At 44.0% G+C, this 24,412-nt stretch carries 20 protein-coding genes; 10 read left to right on the top strand and 10 right to left on the bottom strand.

What is annotated here, in order from left to right:
* Positions 1 to 50: 50 nt before the first annotated feature.
* Positions 51 to 953, top strand: a complete 903-nt coding sequence (locus LZZ85_RS02145; RefSeq protein WP_237868279.1) for a DMT family transporter — start codon at positions 51 to 53, stop codon at positions 951 to 953.
* 57 nt (positions 954 to 1,010) lie between these two features.
* A complete protein-coding gene (locus LZZ85_RS02140; protein WP_237868278.1) occupies positions 1,011 to 3,260 on the top strand; it encodes a S9 family peptidase in 2,250 nt (749 codons plus the stop codon).
* Positions 3,261 to 3,534: 274 nt separating this feature from the next.
* Here LZZ85_RS02140 and LZZ85_RS02135 read toward each other — a convergent pair whose 3' ends face one another.
* The 5 genes from LZZ85_RS02135 to LZZ85_RS02115 all read right to left on the bottom strand — a co-directional run bounded on the left by LZZ85_RS02135 (position 3,535) and on the right by LZZ85_RS02115 (position 9,964).
* Positions 3,535 to 4,299, bottom strand: coding sequence for a hypothetical protein (locus LZZ85_RS02135; RefSeq protein WP_237868277.1), 765 nt, complete (start codon positions 4,297 to 4,299; stop codon positions 3,535 to 3,537).
* Between the two features lie 109 nt (positions 4,300 to 4,408).
* Positions 4,409 to 5,008: a carboxymuconolactone decarboxylase family protein gene (locus LZZ85_RS02130; RefSeq protein ID WP_237868276.1), complete on the bottom strand. Its 600-nt coding sequence runs from the start codon at positions 5,006 to 5,008 to the stop codon at positions 4,409 to 4,411.
* Positions 5,009 to 5,106: 98 nt separating this feature from the next.
* Positions 5,107 to 5,676: a peroxiredoxin gene (locus LZZ85_RS02125; RefSeq protein ID WP_237868275.1), complete on the bottom strand. Its 570-nt coding sequence runs from the start codon at positions 5,674 to 5,676 to the stop codon at positions 5,107 to 5,109.
* A gap of 232 nt (positions 5,677 to 5,908) precedes the next feature.
* Complete coding sequence (locus LZZ85_RS02120) at positions 5,909 to 8,263, bottom strand: ATP-dependent helicase (protein ID WP_237868274.1); 2,355 nt, start codon at positions 8,261 to 8,263, stop codon at positions 5,909 to 5,911.
* 147 nt (positions 8,264 to 8,410) lie between these two features.
* Positions 8,411 to 9,964 (bottom strand): hypothetical protein, encoded by a 1,554-nt coding sequence (locus LZZ85_RS02115; protein WP_237868273.1) that lies wholly within the window; start codon positions 9,962 to 9,964, stop codon positions 8,411 to 8,413.
* 578 nt (positions 9,965 to 10,542) lie between these two features.
* Here LZZ85_RS02115 and LZZ85_RS02110 point away from each other — a divergent pair.
* Together LZZ85_RS02110 and LZZ85_RS02105 are read left to right on the top strand one after the other, a co-directional pair.
* A complete protein-coding gene (locus tag LZZ85_RS02110) occupies positions 10,543 to 11,031 on the top strand; it encodes an asparaginase domain-containing protein (RefSeq protein ID WP_237868272.1) in 489 nt (162 codons plus the stop codon).
* A gap of 84 nt (positions 11,032 to 11,115) precedes the next feature.
* Complete coding sequence (locus tag LZZ85_RS02105) at positions 11,116 to 11,976, top strand: helix-turn-helix domain-containing protein (protein ID WP_237868271.1); 861 nt, start codon at positions 11,116 to 11,118, stop codon at positions 11,974 to 11,976.
* Positions 11,977 to 11,996: 20 nt separating this feature from the next.
* Here LZZ85_RS02105 and LZZ85_RS02100 read toward each other — a convergent pair whose 3' ends face one another.
* The 3 genes from LZZ85_RS02100 to LZZ85_RS02090 form a co-directional block, all read right to left on the bottom strand.
* Positions 11,997 to 14,447, bottom strand: a complete 2,451-nt coding sequence (locus tag LZZ85_RS02100; protein ID WP_237868270.1) for an outer membrane beta-barrel protein — start codon at positions 14,445 to 14,447, stop codon at positions 11,997 to 11,999.
* Between the two features lie 423 nt (positions 14,448 to 14,870).
* Positions 14,871 to 16,532 carry a M28 family metallopeptidase gene (locus LZZ85_RS02095; RefSeq protein WP_237868269.1) on the bottom strand — a complete coding sequence of 554 codons (1,662 nt, stop codon included), beginning with the start codon at positions 16,530 to 16,532 and terminating at the stop codon, positions 14,871 to 14,873.
* Between the two features lie 116 nt (positions 16,533 to 16,648).
* The gene (locus LZZ85_RS02090) at positions 16,649 to 17,524 is read right to left on the bottom strand and encodes an OmpA family protein (protein WP_237868268.1); all 876 of its coding nucleotides are present in this window, start codon (positions 17,522 to 17,524) and stop codon (positions 16,649 to 16,651) included.
* Positions 17,525 to 17,728: 204 nt separating this feature from the next.
* Between LZZ85_RS02090 and LZZ85_RS02085 the strand changes: the two genes are divergently transcribed.
* Positions 17,729 to 19,009, top strand: a complete 1,281-nt coding sequence (locus tag LZZ85_RS02085) for a TCR/Tet family MFS transporter (protein WP_237868267.1) — start codon at positions 17,729 to 17,731, stop codon at positions 19,007 to 19,009.
* Here the strand turns inward: LZZ85_RS02085 and LZZ85_RS02080 are convergent.
* Positions 19,006 to 19,377 (bottom strand): arsenate reductase family protein, encoded by a 372-nt coding sequence (locus LZZ85_RS02080; protein ID WP_237868266.1) that lies wholly within the window; start codon positions 19,375 to 19,377, stop codon positions 19,006 to 19,008. The genes LZZ85_RS02085 and LZZ85_RS02080 overlap by 4 nt on opposite strands.
* Before the next feature lie 179 nt (positions 19,378 to 19,556).
* Here LZZ85_RS02080 and LZZ85_RS02075 point away from each other — a divergent pair, with 179 nt between their 5' ends.
* Positions 19,557 to 20,153 (top strand): NifU family protein, encoded by a 597-nt coding sequence (locus LZZ85_RS02075; protein ID WP_237868265.1) that lies wholly within the window; start codon positions 19,557 to 19,559, stop codon positions 20,151 to 20,153.
* Positions 20,154 to 20,251: 98 nt separating this feature from the next.
* Here the strand turns inward: LZZ85_RS02075 and LZZ85_RS02070 are convergent, their stop codons facing one another.
* Complete coding sequence (locus tag LZZ85_RS02070; RefSeq protein ID WP_237868264.1) at positions 20,252 to 21,367, bottom strand: saccharopine dehydrogenase family protein; 1,116 nt, start codon at positions 21,365 to 21,367, stop codon at positions 20,252 to 20,254.
* 484 nt (positions 21,368 to 21,851) lie between these two features.
* Between LZZ85_RS02070 and LZZ85_RS02065 the strand changes: the two genes are divergently transcribed.
* The 4 genes from LZZ85_RS02065 to LZZ85_RS02050 all read left to right on the top strand — a co-directional run bounded on the left by LZZ85_RS02065 (position 21,852) and on the right by LZZ85_RS02050 (position 24,363).
* Positions 21,852 to 22,379: an SRPBCC family protein gene (locus LZZ85_RS02065; protein ID WP_237868263.1), complete on the top strand. Its 528-nt coding sequence runs from the start codon at positions 21,852 to 21,854 to the stop codon at positions 22,377 to 22,379.
* 100 nt (positions 22,380 to 22,479) lie between these two features.
* Positions 22,480 to 23,106, top strand: coding sequence for a M23 family metallopeptidase (locus tag LZZ85_RS02060; protein ID WP_237868262.1), 627 nt, complete (start codon positions 22,480 to 22,482; stop codon positions 23,104 to 23,106).
* 71 nt (positions 23,107 to 23,177) lie between these two features.
* Positions 23,178 to 23,807 (top strand): nicotinamide riboside transporter PnuC, encoded by a 630-nt coding sequence (gene pnuC, locus LZZ85_RS02055; protein ID WP_237868261.1) that lies wholly within the window; start codon positions 23,178 to 23,180, stop codon positions 23,805 to 23,807.
* The gene (locus tag LZZ85_RS02050) at positions 23,800 to 24,363 is read left to right on the top strand and encodes an AAA family ATPase (RefSeq protein ID WP_237868260.1); all 564 of its coding nucleotides are present in this window, start codon (positions 23,800 to 23,802) and stop codon (positions 24,361 to 24,363) included. Before pnuC ends, LZZ85_RS02050 begins: the two co-directional genes overlap by 8 nt.
* Positions 24,364 to 24,412: the final 49 nt, after the last annotated feature.

The following is a 24,412-nucleotide window of genomic DNA, read 5'->3' as shown; positions in this document are numbered from 1 at the left end:
TTGATTTCCGGCTAAATGATTAAATTCAACGTCATTAATCTATAGACATAATGCCGTCTCCTAAAAGCAAAACCGGCGCTTTACTGAGCATCATATTGATCGTAACCATCTGGGGTAGCGCTTCAGCTGTAACAAAGGTGGCTGTAGAAAGCATCCCTCCTTATTTCTTTGCATTTCTGCGGAATGGTGTAGCGGCGATTTGCCTGATCCCATATTATTTGATCCATAAGAAAAAGATGCAGCTCCTCCAGGCAGGTCCGCCAATGAAAAAGGTAGCGTTAATGGGTCTGACAGGCATCACTTTCTTCTACCTGTTCTTTAATATGGCGTTATACTATACAACGGCGGCTGCCGGCGCATTGATCCAGGGCTTTATTCCTATCTCGATCATTCTTCTCTCGATTATCTTTCTGAAAGAGCGGTTGAGGAAAGTTCAGATCGCAGGCGTTGTGTGTTCTATGGCAGGCGTTGTGCTGATCGGATTCGTAGGGGAATTTTATGGTGCCAGGAATGCCATCCTTGGAAATACACTGATGATCTTCGCTGTACTGGCATGGGGATTTTACACCATTATTTCGAAAAGCCTTGAACGTTATGATGCGGTTCAGCTTACCGCCATAAGTACAACGATCGGCACGCTGGTATTGATTCCGGCTGTTGCCATTGAATTGTGGCGGACTGCGGAGTTTCCTTCGGTCTCATTCAAAGCCTGGCTGGCGGTTCTTTATCTCGGTATTTTTTCTTCCGCTATTTGCTATATTCTTTACAACCGGGTGTTAAAAACCCTGTCGGGGGTACAGGTGGGCAACTTCATGAACTTTGACCCGGTGATCGGAGCCGCTATAGCCATTATTTTCCTGAGCGAGAAAGTTACCGTCTGGCAGATCCTCGGGGCTCTGCTCGTTCTTATGGGCGTTGCGCTTACCAGCAGGCGCGGAAGAACAAAGCAATAACCGGTGTTTACTGATGCGGCAGAAAATGACTTACATTTAAGAGCCAAAACCATTCAAATGAAGAAATCTTCGTTCTCTTTTGTGTTCCTGTTTCTATTCGTCAATTGTTTTTCGCAGCAACTCAGCAAAACCGATTATGCAAGGGCTGTTTCCTTTATGTATTCCAACGTAGTCAATAAAAAGATCTTTAATGTAAATGTGCCTTACTCCTGGTTTGGCGACAGTACAGGGGTGTCTTATCAATTGCAGGATAAAGACAGGAAGTCCTTTTACAAGATAGAGTGGAAGAAGATGAAACAGGAAACACTCTTTGATCATGATCGCCTTTCAAAAATTCTTTCCGATTCATTAAAAAGAGATGTTAAACCAACAGACCTTCCCATCAGTATTGCGCGTTACGCAGATAGGACGCATATAGATCTGAACGTGGAGGGACGTGAGTACTCACTTGATCTCAGTAACTATTCTCTTACACGGAAGAAACGATCCGGGAACAACCGAATGGAACAAAAATCCCCCGATGGTCTCTGGGTTGCTTATTCAAAGGACTATAACCTGTTCATAAAAAACACCGCCAGCGGAGAAGTAAAACAACTCAGTACAGCAGGTTTCAAAAACTATGAATATGCGACGTACTATGGATGGGGAGAACTGATCGAAGGAGAAAATGGCGAACGTCCACAGCACTTTTCTGTAAGCTGGTCGCCGGATTCCAAATGGATCCAGGCATATATCTGCGATCTGCGTAAGGGTGAAAAGATGTATCTCCTCGACTGGAGCATAGACACGCTTTTCAAACCCAAATTGCTTTCTTACTACCGTGGTTCCCCCGGCGATACAAACATGGTGTATATGACTCCCGTGTATTTCAATGTCGCAACAGGTGAAGAGATCCGTAAAGATGAATTCAGGGATGTGAATGCCGCTTCATGTGAATGGGGAAAAGAACCAGGCGTATCGTTCATAGAAAGGCAGGTGCGCGGTTATCAGCAGATAGATATCTTTCGTTTTGAGCCGGCATCGAAGAAACAAGAGCTCATTTATACAGAAACAAGCAAAACAAATATCGATAATTTCAGGTCATCTCAGCTGGATGATCCATCCCGCATGTTGCTGATCTCAGAACGCAGTGGCTGGCGTCAGCTTTACCTGTTGAACACAAAGGATAAAAGCCTCAAGCCAATCACGAGTGGCGATTTTTATGTAAATGATATTATCGACGTTGATGAAAAGGGCCAGACGATCTTTTTTACGGCCTCTGGAAAGGAACCTGGCCGGAATCCTTACTACCAACATCTTTACCGGATACAAATGAACGGAACAGGCTTAACCCTGCTTACTCCGGAAATTGCCAATCACGATGTTTCAATAGCACCCGGGGGAAAGTACTTCATAGATAATATCTCTACACTGGATAAAGCACCTGTTTTCCTGCTGCGGGATGGAAAGACCGGGAAACAAGTTACCACGATTGCTCAAGCTGATATAACAGCGCTACAGGCAATGAACTTCCCAATGCCGGAAGCTTTTTCAACCATTGGCCGTGATGGAGTAACAACGATTTACGGCGCTGTCTGGAAGCCGAGCAACTTCGATGCCAGCAAAAAATACCCTGTTATTGATCAGACTTATACAGGACCGCATACTTATATGTTCCCAAGAAATTTCATGACCGGTATTTCAAGATCAAACCAGGCCCTGGCTGAGCTGGGTTTTATTGTCGTTGCTGTTGATGGACTCGGAACCGCTAATCGTTCCAAAGCATTTCATAATGTTTCCTATAAAAACATGGGCAAAAACCTGACAGACCATGTTATTGCCATAAAAGATCTTGGCAGGCGTTATAGCTGGATCGATACCTCGCGCGTGGGAATTTTTGGACACTCCGCGGGAGGCTATGATGCGGGACATGCCGTACTGGAGTTTCCGGACTTTTATAAAGTATCCGTAGCAAGTTCTGCTGACCACGATTTCCGTATGGAAAAAGACTGGTGGCCGGAAATGTATATGGGCTGGCCAGTGGATTCTACTTATCACCAGGTATCAAATATCACGATGGCAGGTAACCTTAAAGGAAAGCTATTGATCGTGCATGGAGGCATCGATGAAAATGTTAATCCATCGGCTACATTCAAGCTAGCGGAGGCACTCGTGAAAGCGGACAAAGAATTTGATATGCTGATACTTCCAAGCCAGCATCACGGATATACCGGCAAGTACAATGATTATTTCACCAAGAAAAAGTGGAATTACTTTGTTGAACATTTGCTGGGAGTAAACCCTATCTGGGATTTTCCGTTAAAGTAGACGATCAATCCTGGCGGCCGACTATTTAGTTAAATGAATACAATGCCGTTTAATTGACCCATGACCGGTCAATTAAACGGCATTTGAATTAAAACCCCTGAAGACGTTTACCTTATAAGGCGAGAGCCCTATCCCTGATATCGTCGGTCATTCTCCTGATGTACAAAATATGGCTGGGATATCAACTGCTTTCATGGTTGTCTATGGGGTTATTAATGCGCCGCAATACTACAGATCTGGGGTTCGAGAGACATGCAGCAGAGGCTTTCTTTAACTATTCTGCGCACAGCTCCATTTGGTAGAATCTGTTTCCATTCCCACTGATCATTTCCCTGACCACAACCCGTGAAAATCGTTTTGATCCATCATAGAGAAACAAATCGACTCCACAATTGTATTTGTCAAGAATAAACGCAGTCGCAATCTCATCCGCTTTCATTCTATCCATTTCCTGGATATTGATCAGGTAAGATTTGATCTCGGCGAATTCGCTGAACAGCTTCTCCGGGAACCGGGGAGAATATCCGGCAGTTTGTTCGGGCGGATATTTGCTTATAAAAGAGTCTGCCTTTTGCCTGTCAGTTATTACAATGGCATAAATTGTTCCGTTGGCAAGCATTGCACATCTCGTATCAAATGCGGAGTGATGCCTGTTGACCTTGATCAGATTGTAAATATCCCCTGCAGAAGGTGCTGTATTTCCCGGATGATTATGCATATCTGCAAAAGCTCCGGGAAAATTGATATTTACGGAAGAAGCGTTCCTTGTCTTTTCACTCACTATCCCGGAATGGATCATCTTTCCCGATGCATCTCTGCCGAACATTACTCCATGTTCGTTCTTATCAATTGCAGCCTTCTCTATTGCGTTCTTTGCGTTTGCAAAAGCAGGGTCGTTTGAAAACACATTCAGCCATACGGTTACATCCTGAACTCTATTGCACAAATTCACAACAGAAAATAAAGAGTCCTGCCCGGATGATATTGCTGCGGTCAGCGAAAATATCGCGATAAAAAAAATCTGTTGGATCCGGGGCATTGCTGACATCGGTTAGGCACTGTTGCCCTAAACTTAAACTGCGAAGATCAAATGCCGCATATGACTGGCATTTTTTCTTCGCAGTTATTTATATAGAGGAGCTGTATTATCAGGCAAGTACAGTGATGAGTCCTTTGATGATTGAACCGGCTTTAACCGCTTCAAAGATCTTTGACTCGCTTGCTCCGTGCTGTAAAACAGATTGCTCATGGGAGGAAACACACATTTCACAACCGTTCACCGCCGAAATGACAAGGCTCAGCAATTCGAAAAACTCTTTCCCTGTTACCGGGTTCATCATGATGCTCATTTTGATACCGGCCGGCTGGTTATTGTAAAAGTCCTTCTGCATAAAGTGACGGAACCGATAGAATACATTGTTGGTATTCATTAAAGAAGTACAGGCCACCACTTCGGCGATCTCTGCATCCGAAGCTCCGGTTTCTTTCGCGAGCGTGGTAAAGCTTTCCTGCAGCAATACAAACTTCTCATTTACCGCAACAGCCAAAGCGATCAGCACTGCTTCCTTGCGGCTTAGATATTGTGTATTATTGATCGCGTTGCCGACATTGATCTTAAGGTCTTTTATAAAACGCGACTCAGCCTGTACCAGCGCCATTACATTGGCAGAAGGAATATATCCACTGATCTGGAGGTCGGCCAGAAGGTTGTTCAGCGTTTCGTTTTGTATCGTAAGTATTTCGCTCATCGTTGATCTTTTTTTATCTCCTCCTGACCGGCTTCCGGCCACCTTTTCATTTCCGGCTGAAAAGATCCATAGCGGAAGCCAGCTGTAAGGAGGGTTTATTAGTTAAGGCTGAGTTGTGTTGTCAGCGTCTCTTCGCCTTTTTTCCAGTTGCAAGGGCAGAGCTCGTCAGTTTGCAGGGCATCCAGCACACGGATCACTTCCTGCACATTGCGGCCGACGTTCAGATCGTTGATGCTAACCCAACGAACGATACCCTGAGGATCGATGATATAAGTAGCGCGGTAAGCGATCTTTTCGTCCTGATCAAGAATGCCGAGTTCATCAGCGAGAGATTTTGAAGTGTCAGCCAGCATTGGGAATTTCAGGTCACGCAGATCAGCATGATCTCTTCTCCAGGCAGCATGTACAAATTCAGAATCGGTAGAAGCGCCTATCAGTACTGTGTCACGATCCGAAAACTCACCTGCTTTCTTGTTGAATTCTGCAATCTCTGTTGGGCAAACAAAAGTGAAATCTTTCGGCCACCAGAACATCACCGTCCATTTGCCATCTTTTGAAGCGAATTCGTTGGTCAGATCGGTAAACTCTTTGCCTTTCTCGATAGATACTACTGCTTTCTTCTTGAATGCAGGAAACTGGCTTCCTACAGATAATACTCTGTTGCTCATAATTTGATTAATGATTGTTTGAAAAATAAAAATATGTTGGAGGCAAAGCTTGTAACGTATGCGTTACTTGTAATTCATCGTTAGATGGCGCAAATATAGATAAGGAGACAATAGCTTGTGATAATGATATTCTATATTACATAGAGATCATCTATCTGCCGGGTTTAAAAGAAAAAGGAGTAAAAAGACGAATCTGAAATTTCTCTTTTTACTCCTTTTATATTGTATCCTCTTAGCTCAGGATACGCAGCTTTGCATAGTTAAGCATGATCTTCTTTTCACCGTTCTGATCAAACTTTACCGTAGCGATCGGGTTGTGGGAGGCTCCTTCCATTTTCATTACTTCACCAAAACCGAATTTCTGATGTTCTACACGCTGCCCGGCCTGCAGCGCAGATGTATCGCTGGCAACAAAATCGGTAGATGGTTTATGTTCCACAACCTTAGGATAGGGGCTTTGCGGTTTCATATAGGACGGCGTTTCGTCCTTTTTTGCCGGAGGCGGACCATAACGCTTCTCAGCCTGGTTTGCCGACCCAAAGCTATTCCCGTTCATCCGTTGATATGCCGACAAGCCTGAAGACGAATTTCCGAACCCGGATTGATTCCGTGTTCCACCGCCGGCAAATGATCTGTCAAGATATTGTTCAGGTAATTCCTCCAGAAAGCGGCTTGGTTCGTTTTGTACAAGCTGTCCAAACTTATATCGTGTGTTGGCATAAGAGATCCACAGCCTTTGCTTCGCGCGGGTGATCACTACATAGAAAAGCCTTCTTTCTTCCTCGAGTTCTTCTCTGGTGTTAATGCTCATTCCGCTTGGGAACAGCCCTTCTTCAAGCCCTCCGGCAAATACACAGCTGAATTCAAGCCCTTTCGCGGCGTGAATGGTCATCAGTTTTACAGTATCCGCATCCGGATCCTTATTGTCCGTGTCTGTAAGCAATGTGATCTGCTGAAGATAAGAGCCGAGTGATTTATCGACCACTTCACCGTCTTCGTTATCCGGACTTTCCACCCACTCTTTAATACTGTTCAATAATTCCTGTACGTTCTCATACCGCTGTACACCCTCCGTACTTTTATCATTGAAAAGTTCTTTAACGATATTGGTTTGTTTCCCAACATGGAACGCAACTTCATATGCATTTTGCTTTCCGAGCATGCTGCTGAAGCTTTTGATCATGATCACAAACTCTTCAATCGCCGAGAGCGTACCTGCGCGGAAACCGACTTTTTCTGCATTTTCGAGAACATCCCACATCGGTATGTTTGCGTGGTTTGCAAGAAGTATTGATTTATCAATGGTTGTTTTACCGATTCCGCGGGCCGGGTAATTGATGATTCTTTTCAGTGCTTCTTCGTCATTCGGGTTTACGATGAGCCTCAGGTAAGCTACCAGATCTTTCACCTCTTTTCGCTGGTAGAAACTCATACCCCCGTAGATCGTATAGGGGATCGCCATTCTGCGAAGGCTTTCCTCGAATGCACGGCTTTGAGCATTTGTTCTGTACAGGATCGCGAAATCCCGGTTATTAAAATGATTGCGGAGTTTCTGCTCCTGGATCGTATCCGCAACATACTTTCCTTCTTCGTTATCTGACATTGTGCGGACCAGTTTGATCTTCTCTCCTTCGCTGTTTTCTGTAAACAGCGTTTTTTCGATCTGGCCCTTATTATTTGCTATTACATCGTTGGCGACTTTGAGGATCGTTTGTGTACTACGATAGTTCTGTTCCAGCTTTACCACTTTCACATTATCATAGTCCTTTTGAAATTGTAAAATGTTCTCGATCGTTGCGCCGCGAAAAGAATAGATACTTTGTGCATCATCGCCTACCACGCAAACATTTTCATGCATGGCGCCGAGGAGTTTGATCACTTCATATTGGGCAGGGTTTGTATCCTGATACTCGTCGATCAGGATGTACTTGAACTTGTGCTGATAGCGGCTCAGGCAATCAGGAAAGTTTTTCAACAGTTCGTAAAATTTCAGTAACAGGTCATCAAAATCCATTGCGCCGTTTTTAAAGCAACGCTTTACATAGGCATCATAGATCTGACCAATGGCGGGTTTATTACCACGCATATCTTCCTGCTGCAGATGATAGTCATTTGCATATTCTCCCGGACCAACCAATGCATTCTTCGCAGCGGATATGCGATTGTAAACAACATTTGGTTTGTAATGCTTATCATCCAGATTCATTTCATTGATCACCGCTTTTACAACGCTCTTTGCGTCGTCGGTATCGTAAATCGTAAAGTTGCTGGGATAGCCGAGTCTTGTCGCTTCTGTGCGAAGAATACGGGCAAAAACGCTGTGGAAGGTTCCGATATAAAGGTTGCGGGCCTCGCCATTACCCAGGATCTTTCCGATACGCTCTTTCATTTCTTTCGCCGCTTTGTTGGTAAAGGTCAGCGCCAGAATATTAAACGAATCCACGCCGCTTGCCATGAGGTGGGCGATACGGGTAGTCAATACTTTTGTTTTGCCGCTGCCTGCACCGGCAACGATCATGATAGGTCCGTTGATGTGGAGCACTGCTTCTTTCTGCCGCTCATTCAATCCTTTTATGTAATCCTGCATGGGTGCAATTTACGTTAGGATGAGGAGGTTTGTTGAAAGAGCAGGCAATGATTTTTTTGCACACTTTCAGTGTGAGTAGAAAAGAATTAAATATTAGAATTTTATCTCTGGATAAAGAAAAACGTACGATTAAATCCGATCGCGCAATTAATTCTTTCTCTTACTTGCGAGATATTTTTCACGGATCACATCGCTCATTGGTTTGCTATACACTTTGCTTTCCACCCATGATACGAGGTCAAGGTAGGCAAAGGCCCGTGTTTCAAACCTGTTCTTTTCGAGGTGTTTGATCTTTTGGAGGAATAATTCGAGTTCCGGTTTTAGTTTTTTGGCCGGGATGTTATGGAAGGAATGGCGGAGGAATTTGAACATTTCTTCTTCCACTACTGTGAGGTTTTCCATTTTCGCCATAAACCGGTAAACTGATTTTGTCAGAGACTCCATCAGCTCATAGTTTCCCAATTCGTAATGGGCCAGCAGGTGCAAAACGCGTGCGTAACACTGAAGATCTGTACGAAGTTCGCCGCTGTTGTGCATGATCTGCTGAAGATAATCGATACAGGTACTGTAATCTCCACTGCCGAAGTAAAGTGTGGCGATCTTGTAATTCATCACCATTATGCGATGCTGATCAAGAAAAAGTGCATATTCTTCCAGTTTAGCTTCGATTTCCGGAACGATCTTTAACCCATCTTTGAAGGTTCCATGCATAAAATGCTGGTTGATCTTTGCCGTACTGATATACACGAATGCCTGGATCCGGAAGTTATCATGCTCCTGTACACGCGGGGTTCGCGCAAACTGTTCGAATTTTTTCAATACAACAGAAAATTCTCGATAATTACGTAAGTCGAAGTGCGCATTTAGCAGATAGTGCAGCCCTTTGATATAGTGGCTTGTTTCTACACGGATCATTAATGGGTTCGATTCAAAAATATCCACCCATTTTTGCGCATAACGGTAATACTGAATAAAATCCTGCCTGATAAACGCGTACCAGCAATAACTCTGGTACAGATAAAGCCTTTCATAGAACCCTGTCAGCAGGTGGGTTTCAGGCGGCAGGTTCTGCTGCATGAACTTCCGCACACCGGCCTCATCCTTTTCATTGCGCGCATGGCCATGTAAGGTGAACCAGCTGAATAGTTGCAGGGAAAGGTTACTCACGCGGGAAACCACATCTATGTGTTTGCTCACAGCATTGGCTTCTTCAGCGAGAATATTCGCACGATTTTGTACACTGTGCGTTATATGAAGGTTTTCTATCCTTTTTTCTAACGCAATAACCTGGGCTGTGAAGTAAAATTTCTGGTGAGCTTTTGCCAGCTCTTTAGCACGCTCAAGTAATTTGAGGCTTTGCACAAACAGCCCTTTTTTATAGAGAATATGAGCATAATCAAACTGCTCATTCAGTTGAAGGTCAATGCTGTCTGCACTTTTGAGCAGTCGTAAACTGGCAAGTATCTGTTTGTAAAGGTGCGTCTTGAGGTTGTACAACTGCCTCTTCTCCGTTCCGGGCAGTTTTTTCAATAAAGATTTTTCATCATATACGTCCTGCTTGTCCAAAACGTCGAAAAGACGGACAATTTTCAGCTCCTCCTTACCCGAGCTACGGGTGATATAGAGCTTAAAATGCCTTTTCTCGGCCTTTTCGAGCGACTTTATTAACTGGAATAATATGTCATGTGTACGGTTGGACATCGTGCAGAAATTTTCACAGAATCGGCTACCAGTAAGGGTTTCGCTGTTTTTTGAACCTGTTTGACATGCTCAAAACAGGTTTAAGTTGTTTTGAAAGCTGATGTAAGCCGCGCTACATTTGTGTCATAATAGTTCATACGGCAGGCAATCGTTAAAAATAGGGGCAAGTCGTCAGAGGTCAAAGTGAGTGAAGCAAATCTGTAAGAACTAATCCTGGTAAAACAGGACATAAAATTTACTTCGAAGAATTTTCATATGGCAAGCAATCGTTAGAGGTCAGTCCGTTTCTACGGAAGGGCCTTTTTTCATTTGTGGCGGGGCTAAATTAAGTAGCATAATTGTATTATACAAAAAAATGTGAAAATTCTTTTATTGTGCTGATTGACAATGAATTTCATGCTCTAAAAGGGTCAAGGATATATCGGATCAGCATTCTCCAAGAAAACTCCTTAAAGCTTGAAAATCATCTAATTTTCAAGCCATTTTGATTTCCAACTTAGAAATCTGTTCCAAAATCGGCTGCTTATCTTGGCGTGCCATTGGAGATCATTAATTTCACTGTCCAAATTAATCGTAGCATGGGAATCCGCATATTTATCACAGGTGGCACTTTTGACAAGGAGTATAATGAATTGAATGGCCAGCTCTATTTCAAAGACACGCATATGTCGGACCTGCTGGAAATGGGAAGAAACCGCATCGATGTCGAGATCCGTACACTAATGATGATCGACAGTCTGGAAATGACAAACGAAGACAGGGAGCTGATCGCCCATCAGTGCATCCAATGCGAAGAAAATCAGATTATTATTACTCACGGAACCGATACGATGAGCCTGACAGCCAAATGGCTGGCAGAAAAGGTCAAGAACAAAACGGTGGTTCTGACCGGCGCCATGATCCCCATCAAATTTGGTAGCTCAGACGGCCTCTTTAACCTGGGAAGCGCACTGGCATTTGCACAAACACTTCCTCCGGGTGTTTATGTAGCAATGAATGGCCGTTACTTTCATTGGGATAATGTTCGCAAAAACCGCCAAACCGGGGTATTTGAAGAAACCAAATAGGTCTTCCGGTCGTACAAATACATATTCGGTAGCAATGATCTTCCCTGTTTGAGATAATTTTCCTAATTATCTATCAGGGGACTTATGCAACACATCGAGTTTTTCCATACGGATCATTTTGAAAACAACTATTTCCGCATTCCGCCGCCGTCGAACCTCTCTCCATACATAGACTTTTTCTGGGAAACAAGATTCGATGAATTGTGGGATCAGTACCCCAGGGGATTCTCAGATGCACAATTTGCGAATATTGGATATACTTACCTGGTCAACCTCGGCACGCCGTTTACCATGCAGGTGAATGATCAGCGTTTCGAAATGAAAACCGATGGCTTTCTACCGAGATACAATGCGATCGAATGTTTTCACAAAAGGAATAATCGTCTGTTTGGGATCAAATTCCGCGTATCACCCATCGCTTTTCAAAAAGATGTCGACTTCTCAGAATACCATGGCTATATTTTTCCGCTCAGCTATCTTATAGATCCACAGGTCATCTCAGATATCAAGAAGGCCGCTTCGTTTGAGGATCGTGTTCATGTTGCAAGTCGTCATTTTCTCGCCCTGCTGGCAGACTATGACGGTCCCCTTCATCCGGTGAACAAAGTAAGTTCTATACTGGACAGCTGTTTTCAAAACAACCTGTTCACAGTAACTGTTGAACAGCTTGCAGCACAGCACGGCGTATCAAGCCGAACACTACAAAGGTATTTTGAAACATTCACCGGCATCAGCAGCAAACAAGCGTTGCAGATCATGCGGATCAGGAAAGCCACCACTCATCTCGTTCATTCCCCTGAAACATTTGACCATGCACTTTATGGCTATTATGATCACAGCCACTTTTACAAACATCTGCGGCAGTTCCTGGAAAAAAATACATTGAAGAATGACAGACCTTATATAAAATTGCTGGAGAAACTACATCGTTCCGCGATGGTATGAATGGAAGTAAAAAATCCGAACTAATTCGCCCGTCTGCGCTCTTCTTCAGAAGCCGTCGCTCTTCTTCTGGCAGCCTGAACTTTATTGTTTCCAAAACGATAAGAGAATGTCAGATTGGCGACTCTTGTTTCCCGATAAGCTTTCCACTTTTCAATGTAATTATCATAAGTGATCACGGCTTGCGGCAGATCCGTCCAGAAGATGTCGGACACATTCGCTCGAAGTGTTCCTTTCCCTTTTAAAATTGTTTTTTGTACACCTGCCGATAAATTCCATCTGGGATCGAAGACCATAAACCCGGATTGCCCCGCGCTGTTCCATGTTCCACTCAGTTCAGCGCTCCAGCCTTTTTTGAAAGTAAACATATTATTATTCCGGATAGATGCTGCGGGTCGTCCGCGGTTAAGTCTTGTTACGCCTAACTGACCATTGAACTGGTTGTAATAGAAGTTCCCGTCATTCACCATATTCCACCATGCGTTAATACGAACTGGTGCTGAAATATTCAGTCCGTAATAATCTGAAGAGCTGAGATTGATGGGGATCTGAACCGTTACGTTATCATCAGAGGGAACAGAAGGAAATACATCCTTGAATCTTGCGATAGCAATATCCTGATGGTTTTTCGTATGACTGTAATTTGCTGTAAAGCTCAAATTCTTCAATGTATAACTCATCTCGTAAGACCAGGTCAGCTGCGGTAGGAGCCCGGGCCTGCCTGTTGCATAGGTTGTAACATCAATAAGAAACAAAAATGGATTCAATTGGGAATAACCCGGCCTGTCTATCCTTCTGCTTACAGAAATGCCCAGCACCTGGTTCTCCTTAAGCTTGTAATTGAAAAAAGCGCTGGGGAATAACTGGAAGTAACTGGAATCAAATTTAATGTTTCCTGAGAGCTGCTGCGTTTTCAAATTTGTATGTTCTCCCCGAAGACCGAGCTGAAGATCAAACTTCTTAAAGGTCTTGCTGAAGTTCACATAACCTGCGTTATTGTTTTCCTTGTAAAGGAAATGGTTGGTTTTATTAACATCATTTACAGGAGACCCGGAGCTTACATCAAAAAACTTTGCATCATTATCAGAAGAAACAAAGCTTGTTTTCATTCCGGCTTCTATCCGCGCCGTTTTATTCAATGGTCTTACATAGTCAATCTTTCCGATCTTGAAATCAAGCTGTCCTGACTGATCTCCCTGGAGAATATAATTGGGTTGGAGCGGTGTACCATCAAGCTTACTATAGCTTGTGGAATTCAGCGACAGCGAATTTGAATTATAAGAGCCATAATCCAGGTCGGCGGAAATTTCCTGGCCTGTTGTATCAATACTGTGTTTGAGATTAATGTTTGCTACAAAATTCCGGGCATTGTCATCATTGGTCGCATTTGCATTAAAAGTGCTTTCTTTTTGTGCCTGTGAATTCAGCACGATAGAGCTATTTCTGTTGTCGCGTGAGTATTGGTTGAAATTTGCATTGACTACAAAGCCGAGGATCGTTTTTTTAGAAAGAAAGAAATCCGCGCCAGCTCTTGCCGTGTGTGTATTGATCGGCGTTTTCCCATAATTGTCTTTCAGGTCTCCGCCAACGTATGCACCGTTATTGAAAAACCTGCGGTCGAGTAGAAGGTTGTTGAAAACAATCCGGTATGCATAATTATAATTACCGAATACATTCACTGCTTTGTCGCGATAATTGAATACAACACCTCCGTTCGCCTTCGGGTATACTCCCTGGCCGTACCCGGCAGTAAGTGTTCCATTCATTCCTTTTCGCTGATCTTTTTTCAAACGGATATCAATGATTCCCGCGTTACCCGCTGCATCATATTTTGCTGAAGGGTTGGTGATGATATCGATCCTGTCTATGGCACCTGATGGCAGACCACGGAGATAGTTGGCAAGGTCAGCCCCCGTCATTGGTGTGGGTTTTCCATCTATCATTATAATAAGCCCTGAACGGCCGCGAAGACTGATTACATCATTTTGATCGATATTCACTCCCGGTGATCTTTCCAGTACATCCATAGCCGAGCTCCCAGCTCCGATGATGCTGCTTTCCACATTTACGACGATCCTGTCGCTGAGCTTCTGGATAAATGGCTTTTTAGCTGTTACCGTTACCGCAGACATTTCTGCTGTCTGGTTTGTCATCAGGATGGCCGGCAGTTGAATCGAGGCATTTGCTGAAGTGAGTTCAATGGTGTTCGAATAGAAGTGGGTGTAACCAATTCCGGTGACGCGTATCATGTAAGTGCCTAGGTTCAGGTTATTGATCTCTGCATAACCATCTTTTCCGCTGAATGCCGTTTTCATCAATGTTGAATCGGATTTTTTCAGCACTTCAACAGTCATATTTTCAAGAGCATGGCCCCGTTGATCTTTTATCGTAAAAGAAATGGTCCCTTTTGAGGACTGCGCCAATGATAATAAGCAGTGAACGAGCGCAACGCAAAGTATAAGCAGCTTTTTCATAGTTGCAAGATGCGTTGCTGCTACGCGGCTGCGTGGTTAATCTATGCGGGTAGCTATTAGGATACGCCGAAGGAAGCTGCTTAAACACCCGGTGTCCGTTTTTTACATGGCTATGCCCTGCTCTTCGATGCCGTTCGCCAGTGACCTATAGCAGAGCTTCGCAATTTGATAATTTCCGGTAAAAGGGCGTTTTTTTAAAAAAAGGAGTCGGTAGTCGGGAAAAGTTACGGACTTGTTGTTTGACTCCGGCCATCTACCCCACTGGAGAAGCTTTTAAATAGCACTTAGAAAATGCGCGTGAACCATTATCTGACCTTGAACAACCGGGCGCAAAAAAACGACCGCCGCCTGCAAACATTGTATCCGTTTTATTAAATGAAGACGCCCCGGTTAAAACCAGGGCTCGAATGAATATGTTTGGAATTACTGCTTTTTGAGATCTTTTTCTCTCAACGCTTTGAACTCGGAGCCGCTTTTCCATTCTGGCCATTTCTCGTCAGACGCCAGTTTTTTACCTACCTGGAAGAATAGTTTCAGGTCATCGATAGCGCCGTCCAGCACCCAATTCTCTGGTGTATATTCATCAGAAGGTCTGTGATAGTTCTTTTCTGTGTATTCATCTTTTTTTGCTTCGCCGAAGGCCTTCCCTTTGCCGATCACGTCTACACCGCTTTCAGTGTATAAAGCAGGTATACCAACTTTTGCAAAATTGAAGTGATCCGATCTATAATAGTATCCGGCTTCGGGGTGAGTTTCATAAGAGATCTCTCTTCCCGATTTACCGGCTTCTTCTTTCAGATAATCTTCAAGTTGATTCTGATCACGGCCTATAACGATGATATCTTTGGTCTTGCCGTATGAATTCAACCCGTCCATATTGATATTCGCAAGCGTTTTTGCTGTTGGATAGACAGGATTTTGCGCATAGTAAGCAGAGCCCCATAACCCCTGTTCCTCCGCCGTTACAGCGAGGAAGACTACAGTTCTTTCAGGTTTTGTTTTGAGACTTTTAAATGCTCTTGCCAGCTCGAGCAATCCTGCAGTTGCGGAAGCGTTGTCCAATGCTCCATTATAAATAGAGTCGCCCGTTTCGTCTGGCTTGCCTATGCCGAGATGATCCCAGTGCGCGCTGTAGATGATCACTTCGTCAGGATGTTTTGACCCGGAAATCTTACCTATCACATTATGAGACATGTTATACTCTGTTGCAACTTTCATTGTAGTTGAAAGCTTCAGGCCTAATGATCCACCCTTGTATCCTTTTTTATCCGCAAGGGTCAGAATTGAAGAATCAGTGCCAGCTGCTGCGAGTAATTGTTTGGCGGCGGGAGCAGAGACCCAACCGATCACATCACATAATGTTTCGTCTTTACCACGATTATCAAGTCGTAGCCTTGAACCATTCCAGTTATTCTGTACGACGGTAAAAGGATAGCTTGCACCGGCGGTATTGTGCACAATGAGACAACCTTTTGCGCCCTGGCGTGCCGCCTCTTCAAATTTATACGTCCATCTTCCGTAATAGGTCATCGTGCTTCCTTTGAAAAGAGATGAGTCCTGCGCATTGTAACCCGGATCATTTACAAGAACCAGTACAACTTTTCCTTTAACATCAAGACCAGCATAATCATTCCAGTTATATTCCGGTGCAACAACGCCGTAGCCGGCAAACACGAGCTCAGCTTTGTCGAGTGAAATCGACGGATCAGTTTTATCTGTCCAGATCACATAGTCGTCAAATCCTTTCAGATTGAATTTGCCTTTAGGGCCTTCGACAGCCATCGTGGGAGCCGCGGCTGTGGTTATCTTCACCATTGGCACATCCTGGATGTAACTATCGCCGTTACCAGGTTCAAGTCCTGCTGCAGCAAATTGTGTTTTCAGGAAATCGATCGTTTTCGTTTCGCCTGCTGAAAAAGGTTTTCTTCCCTGGAATTCATCGGAAGCGAGAATGGAAATGTCTTTTTTCAGAGAGTCAACATTAAATGCTGCGAACCCATCTTGTTCGTCAGCAGCGGTTTTGGTTTCTCCGCAAGAGCTAAGAGCCGCAACTGCAATGCAGGCCGGTAAAATGTATCGACGCATAGATATTGTTTTTTGAAAGGTAAGCGATCAGAAGTAAAAATTAAAAAGTCGAAAGTAAAAAAGCCTCTTCCTGGACCGGAAGAAGCTTTTTTACTTTTGACTTTTCAATTTTTTACTTATTTGCCAGCGTTTGGCTCAAGCAGTTTGAAGAACTGATCAAGCTGAGGCAGGATCACGATACGTGTACGACGGTTTGTAGCTTTACCTTCTGCAGTACTGTTGTCTGCAATTGGTTTGTATTCACCGCGACCAGCTGCTGCCATTTTAGAAGGATCGAGGCCGTACTGGTTCTGCAGTATACGAACTACGGATGTTGCCCTTTTAACAGAGAGATCCCAGTTATCAGCCAGTACTCCTGCGCCTTTGTAGGCAACGTTGTCTGTATGACCTTCAACCATGAATTCAATATCCGGTTGATTTTTCAGAACGGCTGCCACTTTGCCCAGAACAGTTTTTGCCTGGTCAGTGATATCGTATTTACCACTTTTGAACAGAAGCCTGTCGGAGATATCGATGTATACAACGCCTTTATCCACTTTGATATTGATGTCTTTGTCATCGAGATTACCGATCGCGCCTTTCAGATTCATCACGAGAGCCATGTTGAGAGAATCCTTGCGGGCCATTTGCTGCTGGAGAGTTTGGATGTATGCGTCTTTTGCACCAATGTTATCCATCGATTTTTTGATGCTCTCTGCCTGCGCTGAAGAGATTACAGACATATCTTCCAGCTGTTTCAATGCCTGTGTATTGTTTTGTTTTAATAGGTCGAGTTGTTTGTTGAGATCTGCGATTGTTTTTTCAAGACCGGCTTTATCGCTGGTCAATTGACTTTTTGCTGTGTTACAATCGTTCAAATTTCCCTGTAGTTGGCTGTACTGACCCTGAAGAGTTGTGTACTCTGCCTGTGCAGCTTTAAACTTTTTAGAGCTTACGCATGAAAACAAAAAAACCGTTGATACGGCAGGAAGCATAATTTGTCTGAAATTCATTGGTCCTGTTTTTTATTAAAAAAATTGTTTTGGTTTGCTGCCACTTTCATAACAGCATGGTGGCAAGGCCGCAAAGATAATCCCTTAAATCTGGCGAAATCCTTCCGGTTTGTTAATTCAGTTTTAACCAAAAACATGCCTGTTTATCAACAAATATGTCCCTGATTAAGAAAAAATCACACCTTTGACGATATAATACAAGATATGGCTGCATCGGGCAAAGCTGCAATGGGTTTCATTTTTATTACGATGGTGATCGATGTGACAGGTATGGGGTTGATCTACCCCGTGCTGCCTTCTTTACTGGAAGAGGTATCGCATGGAGGCCTTAGTGATGCGGCACGGATCAACGGATGGTTGACACTAGCGTATGCTGTTCCTCAATTTGTCTTTGCCCCCCTGATCGGAAACCTTAGCGATCGTTTTGGAAGAAGGCCTGTATTGCTTGCATCGATGCTCGGCTTTGCTATTGATTATGTATTTCTTTCCTGGGCGCCTACCTTGCTGTGGTTGTTTGTTGGCCGTATAATCGCAGGACTGACCGGCGCAAGTTTTTCTACAGCAACAGCCTATATAGCAGATATCAGTACAACCGAGACCCGTGCAAAGAATTTCGGAATGATAGGAGCGGCCTTCGGTTTGGGCTTTATTATCGGTCCGGCATTAGGCGGATTACTGGGAGAGTTTGGCACAAGAGTGCCATTTATGGCCGCAGCAGTATTGACCGCTCTTAACTGGTTATTTGGTTATTTCGTTTTACCGGAATCACTTCCCCTGGAACGAAGAAGAAGTTTCGACTGGAAAAGAGCCAATCCGGTTGGCGCATTTATGTTGTTGAAAAGATACCCGGCCATCTGGGGTCTGGCATCAGCGCTTGTGCTGGTCTATATTGCGGGTTATTCCGTTCAAAGCACCTGGAACTTTTTTACGATCGAAAAATTCAACTGGACCAAGGGCATGATCGGCGTTTCGCTGGCTATTGTGGGGTTGCTGGTAGGTGCTGTGCAGGGCGGACTGGTGCGGGTGATCAATCCGAAGATCGGCAATGAGAAAAGTATCTATCTTGGATTGTTTCTTTACTCGATCGGTCTCTTCCTGTTTTCGTTTGCGAGTGCGGGTTGGATGATGTTTGTCTTTCTGATCCCTTATTGTCTTGGTGGAATTGCAGGACCTTCGTTACAGGCGATCATTTCCGGACACGTGTCTCCAAAAGAGCAGGGCGAGTTGCAGGGAACGATGACGAGCCTGATGAGCGTTACAATGATCATCGGGCCCCTCCTGATGTCTTATGTTTTCTCACATTTCACCCGGAAAGATGGCTCTGCAATGTATTTTCCCGGAGCAGCATTTTTCCTTGGTGCTATCCTGATGTTGATCAGTGCCGCACTGGCGTACCGCGTGTTGAAAGTTGAAAAGAAACAGCATCCGGAGATGATCGGTGTTATTGAAGGGAAGCCTGAAAGCGACCAAACGCAGGCTCACTAAATGTCGCTGACAGCAGCTTTCAACGCTGCAACTGTCTTCTTATCATTTCCGATAAAGATCTGGTTATCCAGGATCGTTACCGGTCGTTTGAGAAATGTGTATTCATCAAGAATATAGTCCCGGTAGTCTTTTTCAGAAAGGCTCTTCTCCTTCAGTCCAAGTTCTTTGTATTTCATCGCCCTACGGCTGAATAACGCCTCATATGTTCCAGACATTTTCTTCATTTCTTCAAGCTGACCCGCAGTAATCTTTTCTGTCTTGATATCCTGCATTTTGATCCTGTCTGCGGCTGCAAGTTTATCAACACCCGTTTCTTTGATGATTGCCTGGCAGGTCGTACAGGTGGCCAGATGGTACATTTTTTTCATTTATAGCGATTTGGCGACGCAAATCTAGGCACCGATCCGCTTTTTAAGGAAAAATCGATTGGATTTATTCTGAACATCCATGCGCTTTTATTGTTATTTTTGTGCCGTCCCGTCAGCCTGAACTTAAGCGGCGGCTGAACTACTGAACAAGGGATGCACAATTTTAAACCTCGTGTGTTATGATAAAAACTGGTAATCCGATCATCAGCATTTATACTGAAATGACTCCCAACCCGGAGACAATGAAGTTTGTTGCAAATAAACTTCTTTATCCAGGCAGAAGCATTGACTTTCCTGATGCAGAAAGCGCAAAACCCTCTCCATTGGCCACTGAGCTCTTTGGATTCCCTTTTATTAAAGCAGTTTTTATCGCCAGTAACTTCGTTACGCTGACAAAGACTGTGGATACGGATTGGAATGATGTTATTCCTTCTATTCGCCAGTTTTTAAAAGATTATCTGGAAGAAGGTAAAACGGTGGTAAATGAAGAAGAGATCGCTGCTGTTAAACCGGTAAGCAGCAATGAAGTGGCAGCTGACGATGATGACGTGGTAAAACGCATTAAAGAACTGCTCGATAACTATGTTCGCCCGGCGGTTGAAATGGATGGCGGTGCTATCCAGTTCAAAAGCTATGATGCCGGCACGGTAAATCTGGCAATGCAGGGAAGCTGTAGCGGCTGCCCATCATCAATGATCACCTTGAAAGCTGGTATTGAAGGGATGATGAAAAGGATGATCCCTGAGGTCAAAGAGGTTGTCGCTGAAGCTGAATAAGGATTTTTATTTTTGAAATATTTCAGGCGTGTAAGTTCTCTTACGCGCCTCTTTTTTTATATGCCGATCCTGTTCGCGTTCGTATAAACCGGCATTCCCTAACGATTCGTTCGTCTCCAGTTTACGCCGCGCTCTTTCAGATAATCAATAACGAAGTCAAAGCATTCTCTGTCTTTCCCGATCAATTCCGGAGGGAAAACACCCTTCCTGTCGAATAGTCCCTTGGTTATAAGGTTTACTGCTGCCGTACAGGTGAACCCAGTGGTTCTGGCCATTGAAGACAATCCTGTTCGTGTGTCATAATGATCAAGCAGCTCATACTCGATTGTGTTGTTTTTTCCTTTCAATGTAACACGCATGACGGTCAGTTCTTCTTCTCCCGGATGAAGTTTCCATTGATCGATCAGCAGCTGGGAGGTAAAATCCAGGGGCTTGATGGATTGCCCATTCACGATCATCGGCGTTTCACTAAAAAAACCAGCGTTCTGCAGATCTGTAATGAGTTTTGCATGTCCGGGATAACGCAGCGTTTTCTCTTTCATATCAGGAATGTGTGACATTGTGAATAGCAGACTGCGGAGGCCATCTGTATTAAATGCTTCGAGCGTTCCAACTCCATCAAAGGTCAGGTTTTCGATTTCACTCATTGCCGGCTTTGTTACGATCACGCCGTTTTCTTTAAGTCTTGCGGGTCTTATATATTCCTGTATGACATCGACCGGAGAGAATGGCGCTTTGTATTCAAACGGAGGTATTTTGTTTTTGGGTAGTCCGCCAACATAGCAGCTGATCGATGCTATATCCATTTCTGAATTGTAGCGGCCAATTATGAAATTGCTCATTCCGGGAGCAACACCGCAGTCGGTAATTACAGTGCAGTTGTTTTGGATAGCCAGGTGATCCAGCTCGAGAGCGTTTTCAGGAAAAAAAGATATGTCGACCACATTCTTTCCTGATTTGATCACGGCCTCAAGTGTAGCGTAGCCCATAAAGCCAGGAACGGCGGTAACAACCAGATCAAAAGCACTTAACCAACCGGGGTAATCAGAGACCAAGGAAAGATCTGCCTGGTTAAGCTGGACGGCTGTTCTATAAGAAGAGAGAAGGTCAAGGTTGGATTGGCTTATATCAAATGAACTTACCTGGTGGTCTTTTACCAGATCGAGCGCTATCGCCCGACCGACCATTCCGGCGCCAAGAACAGCAATTTTCATATGACAACTATTTAGTCAAAGTTAGGAAAGCCAGCTGTTGAACTTCCGGATTTTGTGCCCGTCTTGTCCTCCGATGAAATATGTTTTTTTCCCACAGATCTTTGTTTTTTTCACCTTGTTTGGCTTCCACATTGTGTGATATTCGTGTTTCGCGAATGTTACTGCATCGTCTCTTATGAAAGGGGGCGTGCTCGAGCAACACCCTTTTCGTAAGAGGCGATGCTTAATATTATTCAGCACCTTCACGCTGATAAGAGTGAGGGATATTAAATAAAGACAAAACGAATCAGTTAAAGATCAACCGGATAAAATATTAATCGTCATCTTCTGCCTGATAACAAATCGGGAGGCAAAAATATGCCCATACATGCCAGGCATTCAATTCCGGCTATTCGCCCTGGAAAGTTCGTTCTGAACAGTCTGCAAATACGAATCTTGCGTCTTCCACGCCAATTCAGTAATTTGACAGACCAAAACCACCTACATGATCACTTTTGTAATAGTTTTTGCCAGCTTTATTGCCTTATTACTATTTGTGGCCGCCTTTCTGCCCAAACGGTTTAACATCGAAAAGACAATCGTTATACATTGCCCGGCGGATATTGTGATGAACAATGTTGGAGATCTTAATCACTATCGGGCCTGGAACCCCTGGCAGCAAATGGATCCTTCTTCTAAAGCGACCATTACAGGAGAGCCTAAAACAAAGGGGCATCGTTACAGCTGGGAGGGAAGAAAAGTCGGTATTGGGAGTCTAACCTTGTTAAGCCTTGATAGTAAACATATTCATTTTCAACTGGAGTTTGTAAAACCTTTTGCAAGTAAGGCCAAAGACAACTGGCTTTTCGAACATTGGGGCAATGAGGATACAAAAGTAACCTGGCAGAACAGCGGCGAATTGCCCTGGCCCATCGCCCGCCTAATGGGGCCAATGCTGAATAAAAGTCTCAACAAACAATTTGAACAGGGACTGGTCAACCTAAAAAAAATGTGTGAGGGCTTTAAATCATGATGGTCAAACAGATCTTAAAGCTCCAGGTATCCTTCCGTATTTTTAATCTTCTTACAAAATTTTAACCCTTTATTCGGCCTGCGCTGCTTAATTTCCAGCCATGAACTTTAGCAGGCTTTCGATAACGAAACTTCTTCTTTTTGCTTCTTTCCTGGGTGCTGGATGTTCTGTCAGCAAAAATCCACTACGTGAAGAAGTAAGAAAGTTACAGCGTGGGATCATTGTAGACGACAGCAGTTATGTATATGCGCTTCCTTATGAACAGGGAAAAAGTTACTGGATGGTTCAGGGGTATTTCAGCCGGTTCTCACACAAAGAAAGGGCAGCCCTGGATTTCAAAATGAAACGCGGAACAAAGATCTGTGCAGCACGTGATGGTATTGTGGTCCGGGTGAAGGAAGATGGAGAGCGTGGAGGTCTTAACAAAAAATACCGGGCAGATGGAAATAACATCGTTATTCAACATGCAGATGGTTCCAGGGCTGGATACTGGCATCTTCAAAAAGATGGTGCACTGGTAAATGTTGGTGATACGGTCAAAAAAGGACAGGTCATCGCACTAAGTGGTAAAACTGGTTACGCAGCATTTCCGCATCTTCATTTCCTTGTTTGGGACTTTGACAATGAGGGAAAGTGGCAACAGGTGCCCACAAGATTTGAAACCACAAAAGGTACGCGATATCTTAAAAGTATTAAGCGATATAAAAAACCGCGCACAGATCCATAATAACCTCAAAACAACCCGGTCCAAAACTCTCACATACTCTTTTCCCCCTTTTAACGCTTAGCTTTGTAAACGTGCAATTACAGGAAATCTACCAGCAATTTATTACAGGTTTTAGAAACGCAACCTGGGTTGAATATATCGCAATCATTACTGGCATTGCGAGTGTTTGGTTCAGCCGGCTTGAAAATATTTGGGTATATCCGGTCGGGCTGGTCAGCACGATCAGCTATGTCTTCCTTAGTTTCAAGTACCAGCTTTTTGGCGAAGCAACCGTAAATCTTTACTATACAGCTATGAGTATTTATGGTTGGATACTGTGGGCAAAGCGGGACCCGCAGGAGCAGCACGTTGTAAAAATTTCTTTTTCTTCCCGTCGCGAGTTGCGGGATCAATTTTTATTTTTTGGTGCCTTTTATATTGTCTTCTATACGGCGTTAACCTTGCTTCAGAAAAGCTTTTCTCCCGGAACAATTCCTTTTGGAGATGCTCTTGCAACGGCTACAGCCTTTACAGGGATGTTGCTGATGGCCAGAAAAAAGGTCGAAAGCTGGTATTGGTGGTTGGCTACGAATACAGCGTCCGTGCCTCTCTATTTTGTAAAAGGGCTCACATTTACAAGTGTCTTCTACATTGTATTATTCATTATGGCTATATTCGGCCTGATCGAATGGCGGAAAAGAGCCAAAGAAAATCATGCTTAAAAAAATCGTTATCATAGGGCCGGAAAGTACAGGTAAAAGCACCCTGGCAGCACAACTGGCGGAGCATTATGAAACCGATTGGGTTCCCGAATTCGCGCGGGAATTTTTGTTGTCAAATGGAAAGGAATATGCTTATGAAGACCTTCTGACCATTGCTAAGGGTCAGCTCACTCTCGAGGATGAATGCACAGAAAAACTGGAAGAACACTCATTGCCGCTACTTGAAGATGGCGGGCATATCCCCTTGTTTATTGACACAGATATGTATGTTATGAAGGTGTGGTGCGAATTCGTCTTTGGAGATTGTCACCGCTTCATCCTTGATAATATCGTCTCCCGTAAATATGATCTCTATCTTTTGTGTAATGTGGACCTTCCCTGGACCCAGGATGAACTAAGGGAGTATCCTGATCTGGAGACCAGGCAAAAGTTGTACAATATCTATAAAGACATAATGATCAATCAATCGACCCCATGGGTTGATATTAGTGGCAACTACGAAGATCGGTTAGCAATTGCTATCAGCGCGGTAAACCAACTGGATGGATCGTTCTAGGGCAAACCTCCACCGCCACCTTTCTAAAACACTCCCAGGGCTACTATAC

It is taken from the genome of Terrimonas ginsenosidimutans (genome assembly GCF_022012415.1).
Taxonomy (GTDB): Bacteria; Bacteroidota; Bacteroidia; order Chitinophagales; family Chitinophagaceae; genus Terrimonas_A; species Terrimonas_A ginsenosidimutans.
Note: the sequence above shows the minus strand (reverse complement) of the source record. Positions and strands in the feature narration are given on the sequence as shown.

Excerpts from the sequence above, each read along its gene's own strand:
- LZZ85_RS02115 (WP_237868273.1), bottom strand. The coding sequence starts at position 9,964 with ATGTCCAACCGTACACATGACATATTATTCCAGTTAATAAAGTCGCTC.
- LZZ85_RS02100 (WP_237868270.1), bottom strand. The coding sequence starts at position 14,447 with ATGAAAAAGCTGCTTATACTTTGCGTTGCGCTCGTTCACTGCTTATTA.
- LZZ85_RS02065 (WP_237868263.1), top strand. The coding sequence starts at position 21,852 with ATGATCACTTTTGTAATAGTTTTTGCCAGCTTTATTGCCTTATTACTA.
- LZZ85_RS02105 (WP_237868271.1), top strand. The coding sequence starts at position 11,116 with ATGCAACACATCGAGTTTTTCCATACGGATCATTTTGAAAACAACTAT.
- LZZ85_RS02090 (WP_237868268.1), bottom strand. The coding sequence starts at position 17,524 with ATGAATTTCAGACAAATTATGCTTCCTGCCGTATCAACGGTTTTTTTG.
- LZZ85_RS02120 (WP_237868274.1), bottom strand. The coding sequence starts at position 8,263 with ATGCAGGATTACATAAAAGGATTGAATGAGCGGCAGAAAGAAGCAGTG.
- LZZ85_RS02050 (WP_237868260.1), top strand. The coding sequence starts at position 23,800 with ATGCTTAAAAAAATCGTTATCATAGGGCCGGAAAGTACAGGTAAAAGC.
- LZZ85_RS02145 (WP_237868279.1), top strand. The coding sequence starts at position 51 with ATGCCGTCTCCTAAAAGCAAAACCGGCGCTTTACTGAGCATCATATTG.
- LZZ85_RS02085 (WP_237868267.1), top strand. The coding sequence starts at position 17,729 with ATGGCTGCATCGGGCAAAGCTGCAATGGGTTTCATTTTTATTACGATG.
- LZZ85_RS02060 (WP_237868262.1), top strand. The coding sequence starts at position 22,480 with ATGAACTTTAGCAGGCTTTCGATAACGAAACTTCTTCTTTTTGCTTCT.
- LZZ85_RS02070 (WP_237868264.1), bottom strand. The coding sequence starts at position 21,367 with ATGAAAATTGCTGTTCTTGGCGCCGGAATGGTCGGTCGGGCGATAGCG.
- LZZ85_RS02080 (WP_237868266.1), bottom strand. The coding sequence starts at position 19,377 with ATGAAAAAAATGTACCATCTGGCCACCTGTACGACCTGCCAGGCAATC.
- LZZ85_RS02125 (WP_237868275.1), bottom strand. The coding sequence starts at position 5,676 with ATGAGCAACAGAGTATTATCTGTAGGAAGCCAGTTTCCTGCATTCAAG.
- LZZ85_RS02095 (WP_237868269.1), bottom strand. The coding sequence starts at position 16,532 with ATGCGTCGATACATTTTACCGGCCTGCATTGCAGTTGCGGCTCTTAGC.
- LZZ85_RS02110 (WP_237868272.1), top strand. The coding sequence starts at position 10,543 with ATGGGAATCCGCATATTTATCACAGGTGGCACTTTTGACAAGGAGTAT.
- LZZ85_RS02075 (WP_237868265.1), top strand. The coding sequence starts at position 19,557 with ATGATAAAAACTGGTAATCCGATCATCAGCATTTATACTGAAATGACT.
- LZZ85_RS02135 (WP_237868277.1), bottom strand. The coding sequence starts at position 4,299 with ATGCCCCGGATCCAACAGATTTTTTTTATCGCGATATTTTCGCTGACC.
- LZZ85_RS02130 (WP_237868276.1), bottom strand. The coding sequence starts at position 5,008 with ATGAGCGAAATACTTACGATACAAAACGAAACGCTGAACAACCTTCTG.
- LZZ85_RS02140 (WP_237868278.1), top strand. The coding sequence starts at position 1,011 with ATGAAGAAATCTTCGTTCTCTTTTGTGTTCCTGTTTCTATTCGTCAAT.